The organism is Paracoccus sp. S4493 (assembly GCF_000967735.1).
Taxonomy (GTDB): domain Bacteria; phylum Pseudomonadota; class Alphaproteobacteria; order Rhodobacterales; family Rhodobacteraceae; genus Paracoccus; species Paracoccus marcusii.
Genome location: NZ_JXYF01000029.1, coordinates 1 through 13,910 on the forward strand (window position 1 = coordinate 1; position 13,910 = coordinate 13,910).

The following is a 13,910-nucleotide window of genomic DNA, read 5'->3' on the forward strand; positions in this document are numbered from 1 at the left end:
ACCAGCTTGCCCTGCGCGAAGGGGGGCGACTGATAATGCAGACCCCGCAGCGTGCCGGTCTGCGCGGACATCGAATGGTTGTCCTGCACGAACTCGGGCAGCACGACCCCGGCATCGGTTAGCGTCCTGCGGTTCCAGCTTTCCGAGAAGAAGCCGCGCGCATCGCCATGACGGGCCGGCGTCAGCAGCAGCACTCCGGGCAGCGGGGTTGTTTCGATCTGCATCTTTGCCTCGGGCGGTTGTCCTGCACGATGTCTAGGGGCATCGACGCGCCTTGTCAGCCCCGTCCGGCACGGAAAACCAGCATGGGTGGCGGTTGCTGCACAAATGCCCTTCGTGGTATCGCGCGGTCGGACCCGGCCGCAGCCTGCCGGCAGATGACATGATCGGCACGCCATGGCCCATACCCGACCCTCGATCGCCGCCGTGGTGGTCACGCACAACCGGCTGGACAAGCTGACCGTCACGGTCGCGCGCCTGCTGGACCAGCCGGTCGATCACGTGATCGTGGTCGACAATGCCTCGACCGATGGGACCGCCGATTGGCTTTCGGCGCTGAACGACCCGCGCCTGCGCGTCCATCGCAGCGCCACGAACCAGGGCGGGGCGGGCGGGTTTTCCGTCGGCATGCAGCTTGCGCGAGACGAGGCGCAGGCCGACTGGACCGTGGTCACGGACGATGACGGTCGCCCCGCGCCCGGCGCCATCGACGCCTTCCGGGCAATGGATCTGTCGGAATGGGACGCGATCGGCGCCGCGGTGCATCACCCCGACGGCCGCATCTGCGAGATGAACCGCCCCTATCGCAATCCGTTCTGGAATCCGGGGGCCTTCCTGCGCACCCTGGCGCGGATGCCACTGGGCCGCGGCCGTGCCGGGTTCCATCTGGGCGACGGTGATTACCGGACCGGGTCACCGGTCTTGCCGGTGGACATGAGCAGCTTCGTCGGCCTGTTCCTGTCGCGCGCGGCGCTGCAGCGGGCCGGGCTACCCGACCCGCGCCTGTTCATCTATGGCGACGACCAGCTGTACACGCTGCAGATGCGCCGTGCCGGACTGCGCATCGGGTTCGCGCCGCAGGTGCGGTTCGATCACGACACCACGGCCCTGCAGGCGCAGGGTGGTGTCGTGCTGCGCCCGATGTGGAAGGTATTCTACATGTATCGCAATGCGCTGATGGCCTATCGGGTAGCGGCGGGACCGTGGTTCTGGCCGCTGGTCCCGGTGCTGCTGTGCAAGTGGCGGCGCAAGGCCGCGGATTACGGACCGGACGCCGCCCTGTTCCGGACCATCCTGGATCAGGCAGTGCGCGACGGGCTGGCTGGACGGCTGGACCGCAGCCATGACGACATCCTGCGACTGTCGCGCAGCGACGCGCCCTAGTCCAGCTGGCCGGCGATGGCGCGGCCCAGCGTGAAGATGCGCTGTTCCAGGATCACCGGCGTCTCGCACACATAGGTCAGCGACTGCTGGCGTTCGGTGAAGATACGCTGATCCCAGTCCAGGGCCTTTTCCTCGGCGTCGATGGCGTCGAAATCGGGGGCCTCGGCGGCCTCCATTTCGGCCATGCGGGCGCGGCGTTCCTCGATCCGTTCTGACAGGTCCACCTGCGACCGGCCATAGCGCGCGATGCCCGCGATCAGCGCGCTGCGGTCGCTGTCGATCCGGTCGAAGATCGCCTGCATCAGTGCGACCAGATGCGTGTCTGGGGCCTCGGCTCCGAATTCGGCGATCTCCGTCTCGGCCTCCTCGATCGGCAGGCGGCGCTGTTCCAGGCGTTCGGCCAGACGGGCGATGTCGGGATCGCGGGCAAGGGCCAGCGTCTCGTCGTCCGGGATGGGGCCGGTCCAGACCTGGCCCATCGACAGATGCGGCTGCTTGCGCTGGATGCAGGGCCAGTCGGGATCGGTCCCCGCCGCGCCGAAGGCGGGACCGGCCAGCAGCGCCAGGGCCAGGGTGATGCGGATCATGCGGGACCTCCTTTCCGCCGGGCCCACAGGCCCTTTTGCGGATCATACATGAAGACCGCCGCGCCGAAGAACCCCGCCAAACATCCTAGGACCACCGCCAGGGCGGTCCAGTTCACCTGCATGTACAGCGCAAACCGGATCAGCTCGACCGCGTGGGTGAAGGGATTGACGGCGCAGATGTCGTGCAACAGCGGACTGCTTTCGCGCATGCGCCACAGCGGGTACAGCGCGGACGAGGCAAAGAACATCGGGAAGATCACGAAGTTCATGACACCCGCGAAATTCTCCAGCTGGCGGATCGCGCTGGACAGGAACAGACCCATCGCGCCCAGCATCAGCCCCGACAGGATCAGCGCCGGGATCACGGTGACATAGCCCCAGACGGGCGGGCGGATGCCCCACCAATACGCGATGGCCAGGAAGGTGAAGACCTGGATGATCGACACGATCACCCCCGCGATCAGCTTGGATCCCAGCAGGTACCAACGCGGAAACGGGCTGACCAGCAGCGTGCGCATGGCCCCGGTCTCTCGGTCGTAGACCATCGACAACGACGACTGCATGCCGTTGAACAGCTGGATCATCGCGACCAGGCCGGGGGTCACGTAGACCTCGTACAGGACATAGGTCTGATAGGGCGGCGTGATCGACAGACCCAGCACGGCGCGGAACCCGGCGGCAAAGATGAACAGCCAGACCAGCGGGCGCACCAGTGCCGCCAAGAACCGCCCGCGCTGGTTGACGAAGCGCAGCGTCTCGCGGCGCGCGATGCCCAGAAAGGCGGTCAGCCAGCCGCGGGGGCGGTCGGTGGGTGCGGTCATGGCGCGACTCCGGTCAGGTCCAGGAAGGCCCGCGTCAGCCCGTGCGGCCCGGCGATGTCGGCGGCGCGACCCTGCCGCAGCACCCGGCCGCGATGCAGGATCACCAGGTCGTCGGCGGGGTCGATCTCGTCCATGATATGGGTGGCCCACAGGGCGGACACGCCATCGCGGGCGATCAGGCGGCGGGTCAGGGCCAGCACCTCGGCCCGCGACTTCACGTCCAGGCCCACCGTCGCCTCGTCCAGCAGCAGCAGGTCGGGGCTGTGGATCAGGGCGCGCGCGATCTCGGCCCGGCGCGACTGGCCGCCGGACAGGGCGGTGACGCGGGTGTCGGCCTTGTCGGCCAGATCGACCTGGCCCAGCACCTGGTCGATGCGTGGCCGCGCCAGCCTGCCGGGTATCCCGTGCAGGCTGGCGTGATAGATCAGGTTCTGGCGGATCGTCAGGTCGGCATCCATCGCGCGGCTTTGAAAGACCACGCCCAGACGGGCCAGCGCCTGCGACGGTTCGCGCCGCAGGTCGTGGCCCGCCACGCGGATCATCCCCGACCGGTTGTTGTAGAGCCGCGTCACAAGCGAGAACAGCGTGGTCTTGCCCGCGCCATTCACCCCCAGAAGGGCGGTGAATCCGCCGCGCGGCACCGTCAGCGACACATCGTCCAGTGCCTGCACGGCACCGAAATTGTGGCTGACATGGTCGATCTGCAACGCGGCGGTCAATGAACCCTACTGGATGTTGAAGACGGCTTGCAGACTGTCGCCCGAAGAACCCGGCACTGACAAGGTGTATCGACCGGGCAGCACCGCGACAAAGCTGAGGACCGCCGTGCCGTCGGCATCGAATTCGATGCTGTGCACGCCCATCGGCCGGATCTCGGTGTCGCCGATGACGATCTCGTTGATCCAGATCGCGCGGAAGAAGTCGCCGCCCGACAGGGCCAGCTCCTGGCTGCCGTCGGCCACGATGTTGATGCGATAGTAACCGCCCGACTTGATCGTGTATTCGCCGCCCGCGACGGGCTGGCCGGATGCCAGCGTCAGGGGCGCCAGGTCGGTGCGGTTCTCTCGCGCCAGAAGGCCAGAAAAGCCGTAATCGAACATGCCGGTCGCGTCATAGGTCCCCTCGGACGGGGCCTCTTCCTCCTCCTCGTCGTCATCATCCTCGTCCGCCTCGACGGCCTCGCCCGATTGGGTGCCCGCCTCGGCGGGTTCGCCCACAACGGCATCGCCGCCGGGTGCCTGCTCGGCAGAGGCGTCGGGGACCGCGGCATCCTGGGCGGTAGCGGGCACCGCCAGGATCAGGGCCAAGGCGGCACCGGACATCAGTTTCGTCAGCGTGGTCATGGAATCTCTCCTCCTCAGGATATGCAGGGATGCCGGATCAGTCCGGGGCGACGACGACACCCCAGGGCTGCTGCCCCACGGGAACCGAGCGGACGACCTCGTTGGCGGCCACGTCGATGATCGACACGTCGTTGGAATTGCCGTTGGTGGTATAGAGGTATTTCTCGTCCGGGCTGAAGGCCAGCTGCCAGACCCGCTGCCCGACCAGCAGGTAATCGGTCACCTCGTCGGTGGCAGCGTCGATCACGGCGACCCGGTTGGCCGGCCCCAGGGCCACGAACAGCTTGGACCCGTCGGACGTCACACGCGCGCCGACCGGCTGGATCGCCTCCGGCAGGACGCCGGGGATGTCGAAACTGATCTTCTTGGTGATCGTCTGCGTGGCCGGGTCGATCACGCTGACCGTGCCGCCGATCTCGGACGTCACGTACAGCTTGGTTCCGTCGGCCGTGTACTGGGCAAAGCGCGGGCGGCTGTCGACCAGCACGTTGGCGGTGATCTGGAACGTCTCGGTGTCGATGAAATGCGCCATGTTCGTCGTTTCCGACGTGTTGATCACGACCTTGCCATCGGGGCTGACGCCCATGCCCTCGGGCTCGACGCCGACCGGCACCTCGGCCAGCATCTGGTGGGTCTTGGTGTCGACCACGGTGACGATGTTGTCGTCCTCGTTGGCGATGAACAGCGGGTTGCCCGACGGGTGCAGCACGAACAGTTCCGGGTCGGGACCGGACGGCAGGGTGTGCATCTCCTCCATCGTCTCGGGGTTGAAGACGCGCACCAGGTTGTCGTCCGACGCGCAGACATACAGCTCGGTCCCGTCGGGGCTGATGGTGATGCCGCGGGGGCGGTTGCCCACGGGATAGGTTCCGATGACCTCGAACGTCTCTCCGTCCAGGACGGTGACGTCGTTGCTGCGTTCGTTGGTGACGAAGACGCGGTTCGCCAGGGCGGGTCCGGCGGCAAGCATCAGCGCAAGCCCGGTGGTGGCACTCAGAAGATGTCGCATGCGGCCTCTCAGAATTGGCATTGGGTTTCGGGGCGGTCGACGCCCAGCGTGTCCAGCTGGCTGGTCTGATGCAGGTACTGGTCCTGCGGGCTGACCGAGGTGGTCAGCACGCCGGTGGTCAGCAGGATGGGTTGGCGCACCTGGTGGTCCCAGTCGCGCACTGTCAGGGCTTGGCCCTTGAACCCCGCGACGTCGAAATCGGGGGACAGGATGAACTCCTTCAGCGCGGCGGGGTCGCCGGAATTGGTGCGGGTCGCCGCCTCTCCAACGATGCGCAGCGACAGCCAGGTCTGGTAATCCTCCTCGCGGATCGGGCGGGCGGCCAGCTTCTCGAAGCGGTTCTGAAACTGGGTGCCGCCCCAGGCCTCCATCGCCGGATGCCAGCTGCGCGGCACCAGCCCGGCAGAGCCCGCCACCGGGCGCGCGTCCCAGGTCAGATAGGGCAGATAGGCGGCGAAGACGTCCGCCTCGTCCGCGGCGATGACCACGTCATGGTCCGCGGCGCGCTGCGTAAAGACGGGCATCTGCGCCTGGACCTGCACGTGACCGCTGTCGGTGCGGCGCGCGCCGCCGGTATCGGTGTATTCACGCTCCTCGACGATCTGGGCGCCGAACTTGGCGGCGCTGGTGCGCCAGGCCTGGGCCAGGGCTTGGTCCTCGGGATGGCTGCCGTGGATAAGGAACCAGCGGGGCCAGTTCTTCCACATCAGGAACTGCGTCATGGCGTCGGTCAGCATCGCGCGGCTTGGCGCGACGTGGATCGTGTTGAACCGGCAATCGGTCCCGCGCAGGTTGTCGCCGCGCGCCATCGCATTGAAGACCATCGCCCGGTCCCCCGCCTGGTCGGCCAGGGCCAGGGTCGTCGCGTCATCGGCCAGAAGCACGATGAACTGCACCCCCTCGTCCAGCAAGCGTGCCATCTCGGCCTCGGCGGTCTCGGGGGTGGCGGCCACCTCCTCGGCCTCGAAGTCCTGGCCCATGAAGCGGCCGGTGGTGTCGTTGTCCTCGATCGCCAGGCGCGCGCCTGCAAAACCCAGATCGGCGGGCATCAGGTCCAGCCGCGAGATCGGCGGCAGGCCAGGGTCGTCGACCCGCAGCACGGCCGTGCGGATCTGCACCGGGTCCGGGGTCTGGGCCGCGACGGGCTGGGCCAGTGCCACGGCACCAGCCAAAAGTCCCATGATTCCTTTGAACATTTCGTCTCTCCCTGCAGGCATGGTGGGGGGTGATCCGGGATGCGGCAAGCCGGTTATTGTTCCCGTTTCGTCCGGGAACTTTTCCCTCAACCCAAAGTCGGGGGCGGCTGCACCTTTTGTCTTAATGGACGCCTGCCCGACCCCGGCGCATGGTCGGGGAATGACCCGTTTCGGCCTGATATCGACCTTGCTGCTGGCCCCCATGGCCGCCCTTGCCCAGCCGGCACCGCCCCCGGGGACCGCGACCTGGTTCGGCCTGCATTACATCGACACCTCGACCGAGGGCGCCATCAACGGCGTCCGCGCGGACGAGACCGCGCGCATCGCCATGGTCGAGGATTTCATCGCCGAAGACCTGACCAGACGCGGCTTTGCCCTGACCCCGCCCCCGGCCGAGGCGGTGGCGGGCATCCTGAACCCGGTCCGGTCGAACGGCGCCGATACCAGGATCGCCCGCGGGATGGGATCGGACTATGCCATCGCCGGAGAGGTGCAGAAGGTCTCCAACCTGATCCAGTCGGTCAATCTGACCCTGCGCGATGCCGAAACCGGAGAGACCGTGCGCGCCGGATCGGTCGAGATCCGCGGCAACACCGATGACGCGTTTCGGCGCGGCTACAGCTATCTGCTGAGAAATGTGATCTTTCGGGAGGAACGGAAGGAATGAGGACGACGACAGTTCTGGCGGGCGCGCTTGGTGCGGTGCTGGCCCTGACGGGGATGGCGGGGGCGCATGGCCCGTCGCGCCTGAAGACGGAAAAGACCGTGACGCTGGATGCCACCCCCGCCGAGGTATGGGAGGTGATCGGCCGCTTCGACGACATGAGCTGGCATCCGGTGGTTGCCTCGACCGCGATGACGCCCGAGGGCGCGGCAGCGGACGTTCCCGACGAATCGACCCGCGTGCTGACACTGAACGGCGATGGGGCGCCCACCATCACCGAACAGCTGATGGCCATCGACAACGACAAGATGATGTACAAGTACATGATTACCGAGGTCGACACGGCGGTCCTGCCGGTGACCAACTACTCCTCGACGCTGCAGGTCAGCGACAAGGACGGCAAGGCCGAGGTCCTGTGGAAGGGCGGCTTCTATCGCGGTTTCCCGAACAACGAACCCCCGGCCGAACTGAACGACGATGCCGCCATCGCAGCGGTCGACGGCGTCTATCAGGCCGGGCTGGACGCCCTGGCGGAACGCTTTGGCCGCGTCGAATAGGTGCGGGGCGCGTTCTTGGCGCTGCTGCTGACAGGGTCCCCGGTCTTGGCCGGGGATCTTGCGTTCGTGACCTCGCAGAACGCCGATGCGTTGTCGGTGATCGACCTGGGGACGGGCGCGATCATTGCGACGGCCGACATTCCCGATGCCCCTGCGCCTGTGGCCTATGACCCGCAGGCCGGATGCGTGTATGTCATTGCCGCCGACAGCGGACGCCTGCACGTGCTGGACGAAGACGCCCGACCGCTGGCCCATCGGGACCTGGGCGCCGGGGCCTTCGGATTGGCCGCGGCGGGCGATGGCGGGGTCTTCGTCACCGACTGGTACGGTGCGCGGCTGACCCGGCTGGATGCCGACCTGCAGCCGGTCTGGAGCGCGCCCACCGGCGACGCGCCGGCAGGCGTGGCGACCGACGGTATGGGCCTGGTGGCGACGGCCGATCGTGATTCGGATCAGGTCAGCATATTCGACGCCGGAACCGGGGCGCTGCTGCATCGCGTGGCGACGGCCGGGGCGCATCCCTTCGGCGTGACCTTCCATGACGGACAGCTGTTTTCGGCCGATGTACAAGGGGATGTGGTGTCGGTCATCGATCCTGTCGCGGGGCTGCTGACGGGCCAGGTGCCAACCGGCAGCCATCCCTATGCCGTCGCCTTTGCCGGGGGGCGGGGTTTCGTCACCGATCAGTATGACGGCACCGTCACCGTGTTCGACGCGGCCACGCTGGACCCGGTGGCGACCGTCACCGTGGGCGATTATCCCGAAGGAATCGCGACCCTGCCCGACGGCAGCGGCGTCGCCGTCGCGAACTGGGATTCGGACACGCTTACGATTCTGGACGCCAAGACGCTGGTGGTGACGCACAGCATCGACATGCCATCAGGTCCCCGCGCCTTCGGCAGCTTTACGGGGCGACAGGGTCCACGGTGACCAGCGGCTGACCGGCCTGTTCCCATGCATCCGTGCCGCCGGGGAACCAGATCACCGGGTCAAAGCCCCATTCGACCGCCCGCCGCGCGGCGTTCCAGCTCATCCAGCAGTCGGACCGGCAGAAGACCACCACGGGGCGATCGGGATCGCCGGCCTTGGCGCGGGTCAATCCGTCGCGCAGGCGCGCTTCCTCGGCAGGGGACAGTGCTTCGTACCCGGTGTCCCACAACCATTCGGCGCCGGGAATCGAGCGGTGGGGCGGCTCGTTCCAGATCGTCCCTTCTGGAAGGCCCGCGGGCTTGGCCTTGGGCCGCGGCAGCACGTCCAGAAACGCCGCCTGCCCCTGCATGGCGATGGCCTGACCCACATCAATGACCTGCGCCCCGGCCAGGGTCGCAGGAACCGGAGAGCGATAGGGTTCGCCGTGATAGGTGTCGGGCTCAGGCACGGTTTCGGCCCGCGCCGCGGGTGCCAGCAGCAGCGCCAGCACCAGCAGCCGGATCACGGCAGCACTTCCTTGCCATAGTCGTCGACCAGCGGCACCCTGGCATCGTGCAGGATCTGGTTGATGCCGTCCTGATTGCGACGGATCAAGCTGTTCAACTCGCGCTTCCATTCCTGCTCCTCGGGGCGCACGCCCATGGTGATGCGGAAGAACAGGCGCGGCGACGCGTCCTCGTGCAGCAGGGGCGTGAACTGCAGGTCGGGGTCGTCCTTGACGCGCGGTCCGGCCAACGGGCCCCACAGCACGGCGGCGCCCGTCGCACCACTGCGGACATCCTCCAGCAGATCGCCCATCGGATCCTCGACCCGGCGGTCAACGAACAGGTCCGCGCCGCGCATGTTGGGCGCCAGACCCGCCCGCGCCAGATGCGTGGCAGGCGGCGTTCCAGCCACGACGCCGATGCCGACCTCCTTCAGCGCCGGGTCGCTGAGGCGGTCAACCTTGGCCAGCGGACCGTCCTTGCGCGTCACGATGCCATAGACCGAGGTGTAGTAGTGGTTGGTGTTCTGGACCAGTTCGTCCCCCTGGGCATAGCCGATCACCACGTCGCAGTTGCCCTCCCGCAGGGTGCGTTGCACGAACCCCATGCCCGACGGGAACCAGAAATAGGTCACCGGCAGTCCAAGCTGCTGGCCGAAGAACTCGGCCAGCTTGTTCTCGAACCCACTACCGTCGCGGCTGGACATCGGCGCGTTCGCGGGGTCGGCGCAGACCCGGAACTGGGTGGTGGAGCGCAGGTCCGCCACCTGTGCCGCAGCCGGGGTGGACAGCACCCCCGCCGCCAGCACCAGCGCAGCAAGGCGTCCAAGGGCCGTCAACTGGACATGCAGGAATCTTCCTGCGCGGTATAGTCTTCGGACTTGTCGGCGCGTTCCGCCGGACGACCGCGACCGATCTCGCCGGTACCATGCGCCACCAGATAGACGTAGATGTCGTCGATATAGCACCAGACGTTCTTGTTGGTGCCAAAGGCGGGCATGACCGAGTTCGTGCCCTGCCGGCCTGACGCCACGACCTGCATGAAGTCGTAATAATCCATGCGCAGCACAGATTCCTTCAGCGCGGGGGCATAGGTCGACCCCTCACCGTCGGGACCGTGGCAGACATGGCATTCCGCGTGATAGCGGCGGAAACCATTGAAGGTAGCGAAATCGACGACGCCATCCTCGACCTTGAAGGTCGGAATGCCCTCGTCATTGCGCCAGCGGCCGTCCAGCTCCTCGACCGGGGTCATGTCCTGGCCGTTGGGCAGGACATGGGCGCCTGCCGCTGCGGTCTCGGTCCCTTCGGCGGCTGCGTCGGCTGCAGGTTCGGCGGCTGCGGCATCGGCGGGGGCCTCTGCCGCGGCATCACCCGACACGGCGGCGGCCGCACCAGCGCCCGCATCCGCCGGGGGCGTCGTTTCGGTCTGCGCCCAGGCCATGCCGGCCAAGGACGCGCCCAGGACCAGCGCCGTGAGGCTGGTGATGGCTTTCATGTCGGAAGTCCTCCCAAAGTCGTCTGTCTCCTCAGACGGTTCCGCCCCAGTCTAATGCTGGGGCGGCGCCGTCATAGGTCACGCTTGCGTATGCGGAACGAAAGTATGAGACGCCCCGCGGCCGGCAGATCAGTCCGGCAGTTCGAACACGGTCAGCTGACCGCCCAGTTCGGTATAGTCGCTGAGGGCCGCATATCCGCCCACGGCACCCAGACCGTCATTGGGATTGGTCAAACCAGCCGCCAGACCGATGCCGGCCCATCCGCCGACACCCGACAGAACCGCGACATACTGCTTGCCGTTGTTCTCGTAGGTCATCGTGTTGCCGATGATGCCCGACGGCGTCTTGAAGCTGTAGAGCTCCTCGCCCGTCTCGGCGTCGACAGCCTTCAGGTAACCTTCCAGCGTGCCGTAGAAGACCACGTCGCCCGCGGTCGCCAAGGCGCCCGACCAGACCGAGAACTGCTCGGGCAGCGACCACTTGATCTCGCCCGCGACGGCGTCCCAGGCGATGAAGTTGCCCATGCCGCCATGGCTTTCGGGCGCCGGATACATCGACAGCGTCGCGCCGACATAGGGCTGACCCGCGGTATAGGCGACGCGGAAGGGTTCATAGTCCATGCAGACGTGGTTGGTCGGCACATAGAACAGGCCTGTCTTCGGCGAATAGGACGCCGGCTGCTGGTCCTTGGATCCCAGTGCCGCCGGGCAGACGCCGGTGGTGTTGGTGTCCTCGCCGTTCTGGGCGGTCGAGTATTCCGACACGACCAGCGGACGGCCGTAGGTCTCGGAGTCCTTGTTCATGTCGACTTCGGTTGCCCAGTTGACGGCCGGGTCGAACTTTTCGGCCACCAGCAGTTCGCCCGTCTCGCGGTCCAGCGTGTAGCCGAAGCCGTTGCGGTCGAAGTTCACCAGCAGCTTGCGCATCTGGCCGTCGATTTCCTTGTCGACCAGGATGTTCTCGTTCACGCCGTCATAGTCCCATTCGTCATGGGGCGTCTTCTGGTAGAACCACTTGGCCATGCCGGTATCGGCGTCGCGGGCCATGATGGTCATGGACCAGCGGTTGTCGCCGGGACGCTGCGACGGGTTCCAGGTCGACGGGTTGCCGGTGCCGTAATAGACCAGGTTCAGGTCCGGGTCATAGGAATACCAGCCCCAGGTCGAACCGCCGCCGATCTTCCACTGATCGCCTTCCCAGCTGTTCAGCGAGCTGTCGGCGCCGATGGGCTTGCCCAAGTGCATGGTGGTTTCCGGATCAACCAGCATCTCCTCGTCGGGGCCGGTCGAATAAGCTTTCCAGACTTCGGACCCGTCGGCCAGGCTGTAGGCAGTGATGCGGCCGCGCACGCCGTATTCGCCGCCCGACACGCCCACGATCACCTTGTCGCCCACTGGCAGCACGGTCGCGGTGTTCGTCTCTCCGACGGCCGGATCGCCGGTCTTGACCGACCACTTGACCTCGCCGGTCTTGGCGTCAAGCGCCACCAGCGTCGTGTCGGCCTGGTGCGACAGGATCAGTCCGTCTGCATAGGCCGGACCGCGATAGACGGTGTCGCAGCACATGACCGCGATGACTTCGGGGTCCTGCTGGGGCGTATAGCGCCACAGGATCTTGCCGTTGTCGTTCAGGTCCAGCGCGAAGATGTTGTTCGGAAAGGGCGTGTGGACATACATCACGTTGTCCACGACCAGCGGCCCGCCCTCGTGTCCGCGCAGCACGCCGGTCGAGAAGGTCCAGGCGACGCGCAGATCGCCGACGTTCTCACGGGTGATCTGGTCCAGTTCGGAATACCGGGTGTTGGCATAGTCGCCGGTCTGAATGGCCCATTGTCCGGCCTCGGCGGTCTCGGTCAGGACGCTTTCATTCGCGTAAGCCGATGCGCCGGTCAAAAGCAGCGCGACAGCCGCGCTGTTCAAGAGATGTTTCATCGAGTGCTCCTCCGCTCCCTGGATAAGCGCCGCGGATTTCCTCCCCCCGCGGCATTCCATGTCCAAGTAGTTGGTCGGGCACCCCCTTGCGTCAATCGCGGCCCCTGCCCTTTGCCCCTAAAGTCTTATGGGAAAACGGCAGGGGCATCGGGAATGTTCGGCAATCGGTTCAGGTCAGCCGTTCGGCATGCCAGAAGACATGGTCGGCCATGAAGCTCTGGACGAAGAAGTAGCTGTGGTCATAGCCCGGATGCATGCGGAACTGACCGGGCTGGCGGCGTGCCATCATCGCATGAGCCAACGATTCGGGACGCAGCAGGTCCAGGAACTGGTCGTTGGCGCCCTGGTCGATCAGCACCTCTCCGGGATAGCCCTTCTCGGTCATCAGCAGCGTCGCGTCATGGGCCCGCCACGTGGCGCGATCCTCGCCCAGATAGGCCGTGAACTGCTTGCGACCCCAGTCCGATTCCGTCGGGTTCGCGATCGGAGAGAAGGCCGACACCGACTTGTAGCGGTCTGGATGGGTCATCGCGATGGTCAGCGCGCCGTGCCCGCCCATCGAATGGCCGGTGATGCCCATCGCATCGCGGTCGATGGCGAAATTGTCGGACACCAGTTCGGGCAGTTCATGAACGATGTAGTGCCACATCTGGAAATGTGGCTTCCACGGGTCCTGCGTGGCGTTCACGTAAAAGCCCGCGCCCTGGCCCAGGTCATAGGCCTCGTCGTTGGCCACACCCTCGCCGCGGGGCGAGGTGTCGGGAAAGATGATCGCGATGCCGGCCTCGTCGCACCACTGCTGGGCGGCGGCCTTGGTCATCGCGTTCTCGTGGTTGCAGGTCAGGCCGGACAGGTACCACAGAACCGGTACGCGCCCGTGCAGCGCCATCTCCGGCAGGTAGACGGCAAAGGTCATGTCGGTGCCGGTGGCCTGCGACTTGTGGCGATAGACGCCTTGGGTGCCGCCGAAGCTGCGGGTTTCGGACAGGGTCTCAAGGCTCATCGGGCTCTCCCTTCAGGGTGTGGAACATGACCAGCCCATCGACCGGTCCAAGCTGGGGATGACGAAACGCCTCCGGCAGCCGGCCGACAATGGAAAATCCGGCCTTCTGCCACAAATGGACGGCATCGGCATTGGTCGACACCACGAAATTGAACTGCATCGCGGCGAATCCCTGCGCGGCGGACCATGATTTCGCATGTTCGACCAGCCCGCGGGCGACGCCCCGGCCCCGCGCGTCCGGATGGGTCGCAAAGGACGCGTTGGCGACATGCGACCCGCCTGCGGGGCGGTTCGCGCCCACATGGCTGGTCCCCAGGATGCGGCCGTCCAGCACCGCGACGAAGGCCGTGAAGGGATGCGCGAACCAGTCGGCGATCGCCTCGGGGCGGGTGATGTCGCGGGGGATGCAATAGGTCTCACCGGCACGATAGACGGGCTCCAGGATGGCCCAGATCGCATCGTGATCGGCGGGGGTGGCCGGGCGGATGGTCAATCCGCCCCCT

At 66.6% G+C, this 13,910-nt stretch carries 17 protein-coding genes; 4 read left to right on the top strand and 13 right to left on the bottom strand.

The window, feature by feature from the left end:
* On the bottom strand, positions 1-224 hold a 224-nt coding region (locus tag TW83_RS06020; protein ID WP_045981965.1), incomplete at its 3' end, for a dTDP-4-dehydrorhamnose 3,5-epimerase family protein.
* 172 nt (positions 225-396) lie between these two features.
* On the opposite strand from TW83_RS06020, the gene TW83_RS06025 reads away from it, so the two are divergent.
* Positions 397-1,383, top strand: a complete 987-nt coding sequence (locus TW83_RS06025; protein WP_045981877.1) for a glycosyltransferase — start codon at positions 397-399, stop codon at positions 1,381-1,383.
* Here TW83_RS06025 and TW83_RS06030 read toward each other — a convergent pair.
* From TW83_RS06030 to TW83_RS06055, 6 genes are read right to left on the bottom strand one after another with little or no spacing between them, the layout of a single operon-like run.
* Positions 1,380-1,970 (bottom strand): hypothetical protein, encoded by a 591-nt coding sequence (locus TW83_RS06030; RefSeq protein ID WP_045981878.1) that lies wholly within the window; start codon positions 1,968-1,970, stop codon positions 1,380-1,382. The two genes, TW83_RS06025 and TW83_RS06030, sit on opposite strands and share 4 nt — an antisense overlap.
* Positions 1,967-2,791: an ABC transporter permease gene (locus TW83_RS06035; RefSeq protein ID WP_045981879.1), complete on the bottom strand. Its 825-nt coding sequence runs from the start codon at positions 2,789-2,791 to the stop codon at positions 1,967-1,969. Before TW83_RS06035 ends, TW83_RS06030 begins: the two co-directional genes overlap by 4 nt.
* The gene (locus TW83_RS06040) at positions 2,788-3,510 is read right to left on the bottom strand and encodes an ABC transporter ATP-binding protein (protein ID WP_045981880.1); all 723 of its coding nucleotides are present in this window, start codon (positions 3,508-3,510) and stop codon (positions 2,788-2,790) included. Before TW83_RS06040 ends, TW83_RS06035 begins: the two co-directional genes overlap by 4 nt.
* Positions 3,511-3,516: 6 nt before the next feature.
* Complete coding sequence (locus TW83_RS06045; protein ID WP_239441292.1) at positions 3,517-4,134, bottom strand: hypothetical protein; 618 nt, start codon at positions 4,132-4,134, stop codon at positions 3,517-3,519.
* A 37-nt stretch (positions 4,135-4,171) separates the two neighbouring features.
* Positions 4,172-5,143: a YVTN family beta-propeller repeat protein gene (locus TW83_RS06050; RefSeq protein WP_045981881.1), complete on the bottom strand. Its 972-nt coding sequence runs from the start codon at positions 5,141-5,143 to the stop codon at positions 4,172-4,174.
* 8 nt (positions 5,144-5,151) lie between these two features.
* Complete coding sequence (locus tag TW83_RS06055) at positions 5,152-6,324, bottom strand: ABC transporter substrate-binding protein (protein WP_045981882.1); 1,173 nt, start codon at positions 6,322-6,324, stop codon at positions 5,152-5,154.
* Between the two features lie 175 nt (positions 6,325-6,499).
* On the opposite strand from TW83_RS06055, the gene TW83_RS06060 reads away from it, so the two are divergent.
* From TW83_RS06060 to TW83_RS06070, 3 genes are all read left to right on the top strand, one after another.
* Positions 6,500-7,006, top strand: coding sequence for a DUF3280 domain-containing protein (locus TW83_RS06060; RefSeq protein WP_045981883.1), 507 nt, complete (start codon positions 6,500-6,502; stop codon positions 7,004-7,006).
* On the top strand, positions 7,003-7,560 hold the full coding sequence (locus tag TW83_RS06065) for an SRPBCC family protein (RefSeq protein ID WP_045981884.1): 558 nt from the start codon (positions 7,003-7,005) through the stop codon (positions 7,558-7,560). The genes TW83_RS06060 and TW83_RS06065 overlap by 4 nt, the downstream gene beginning before the upstream one ends.
* 66 nt (positions 7,561-7,626) lie before the next feature.
* On the top strand, positions 7,627-8,490 hold the full coding sequence (locus tag TW83_RS06070; protein ID WP_204245723.1) for a YncE family protein: 864 nt from the start codon (positions 7,627-7,629) through the stop codon (positions 8,488-8,490).
* Here the strand turns inward: TW83_RS06070 and TW83_RS06075 are convergent.
* The 6 genes from TW83_RS06075 to TW83_RS06100 all read right to left on the bottom strand — a co-directional run bounded on the left by TW83_RS06075 (position 8,465) and on the right by TW83_RS06100 (position 13,900).
* The gene (locus TW83_RS06075) at positions 8,465-8,995 is read right to left on the bottom strand and encodes a PQQ-dependent catabolism-associated CXXCW motif protein (RefSeq protein WP_045981885.1); all 531 of its coding nucleotides are present in this window, start codon (positions 8,993-8,995) and stop codon (positions 8,465-8,467) included. The two genes, TW83_RS06070 and TW83_RS06075, sit on opposite strands and share 26 nt — an antisense overlap.
* Positions 8,992-9,813, bottom strand: a complete 822-nt coding sequence (locus TW83_RS06080) for a quinoprotein dehydrogenase-associated putative ABC transporter substrate-binding protein (protein ID WP_045981886.1) — start codon at positions 9,811-9,813, stop codon at positions 8,992-8,994. Before TW83_RS06080 ends, TW83_RS06075 begins: the two co-directional genes overlap by 4 nt.
* On the bottom strand, positions 9,810-10,472 hold the full coding sequence (locus TW83_RS06085; protein WP_045981887.1) for a c-type cytochrome, methanol metabolism-related: 663 nt from the start codon (positions 10,470-10,472) through the stop codon (positions 9,810-9,812). The genes TW83_RS06080 and TW83_RS06085 overlap by 4 nt, the downstream gene beginning before the upstream one ends.
* A 129-nt stretch (positions 10,473-10,601) precedes the next feature.
* Positions 10,602-12,404 carry a methanol/ethanol family PQQ-dependent dehydrogenase gene (locus tag TW83_RS06090; protein ID WP_045981888.1) on the bottom strand — a complete coding sequence of 601 codons (1,803 nt, stop codon included), beginning with the start codon at positions 12,402-12,404 and terminating at the stop codon, positions 10,602-10,604.
* A gap of 169 nt (positions 12,405-12,573) precedes the next feature.
* Positions 12,574-13,407, bottom strand: a complete 834-nt coding sequence (gene fghA / locus TW83_RS06095) for an S-formylglutathione hydrolase (protein ID WP_045981889.1) — start codon at positions 13,405-13,407, stop codon at positions 12,574-12,576.
* Positions 13,397-13,900 (bottom strand): GNAT family N-acetyltransferase, encoded by a 504-nt coding sequence (locus tag TW83_RS06100; protein WP_341872746.1) that lies wholly within the window; start codon positions 13,898-13,900, stop codon positions 13,397-13,399. Before TW83_RS06100 ends, fghA begins: the two co-directional genes overlap by 11 nt.
* Positions 13,901-13,910: the final 10 nt, after the last annotated feature.

Bases quoted from the DNA above. Each gene is read 5' to 3' on its own strand.
- TW83_RS06035 (WP_045981879.1), bottom strand. From the start codon at position 2,791: ATGACCGCACCCACCGACCGCCCCCGCGGCTGGCTGACCGCCTTTCTG.
- fghA (WP_045981889.1), bottom strand. From the start codon at position 13,407: ATGAGCCTTGAGACCCTGTCCGAAACCCGCAGCTTCGGCGGCACCCAA.
- TW83_RS06030 (WP_045981878.1), bottom strand. From the start codon at position 1,970: ATGATCCGCATCACCCTGGCCCTGGCGCTGCTGGCCGGTCCCGCCTTC.
- TW83_RS06060 (WP_045981883.1), top strand. From the start codon at position 6,500: ATGACCCGTTTCGGCCTGATATCGACCTTGCTGCTGGCCCCCATGGCC.
- TW83_RS06050 (WP_045981881.1), bottom strand. From the start codon at position 5,143: ATGCGACATCTTCTGAGTGCCACCACCGGGCTTGCGCTGATGCTTGCC.
- TW83_RS06055 (WP_045981882.1), bottom strand. From the start codon at position 6,324: ATGGGACTTTTGGCTGGTGCCGTGGCACTGGCCCAGCCCGTCGCGGCC.
- TW83_RS06090 (WP_045981888.1), bottom strand. From the start codon at position 12,404: ATGAAACATCTCTTGAACAGCGCGGCTGTCGCGCTGCTTTTGACCGGC.
- TW83_RS06065 (WP_045981884.1), top strand. From the start codon at position 7,003: ATGAGGACGACGACAGTTCTGGCGGGCGCGCTTGGTGCGGTGCTGGCC.
- TW83_RS06045 (WP_239441292.1), bottom strand. From the start codon at position 4,134: ATGACCACGCTGACGAAACTGATGTCCGGTGCCGCCTTGGCCCTGATC.
- TW83_RS06085 (WP_045981887.1), bottom strand. From the start codon at position 10,472: ATGAAAGCCATCACCAGCCTCACGGCGCTGGTCCTGGGCGCGTCCTTG.
- TW83_RS06025 (WP_045981877.1), top strand. From the start codon at position 397: ATGGCCCATACCCGACCCTCGATCGCCGCCGTGGTGGTCACGCACAAC.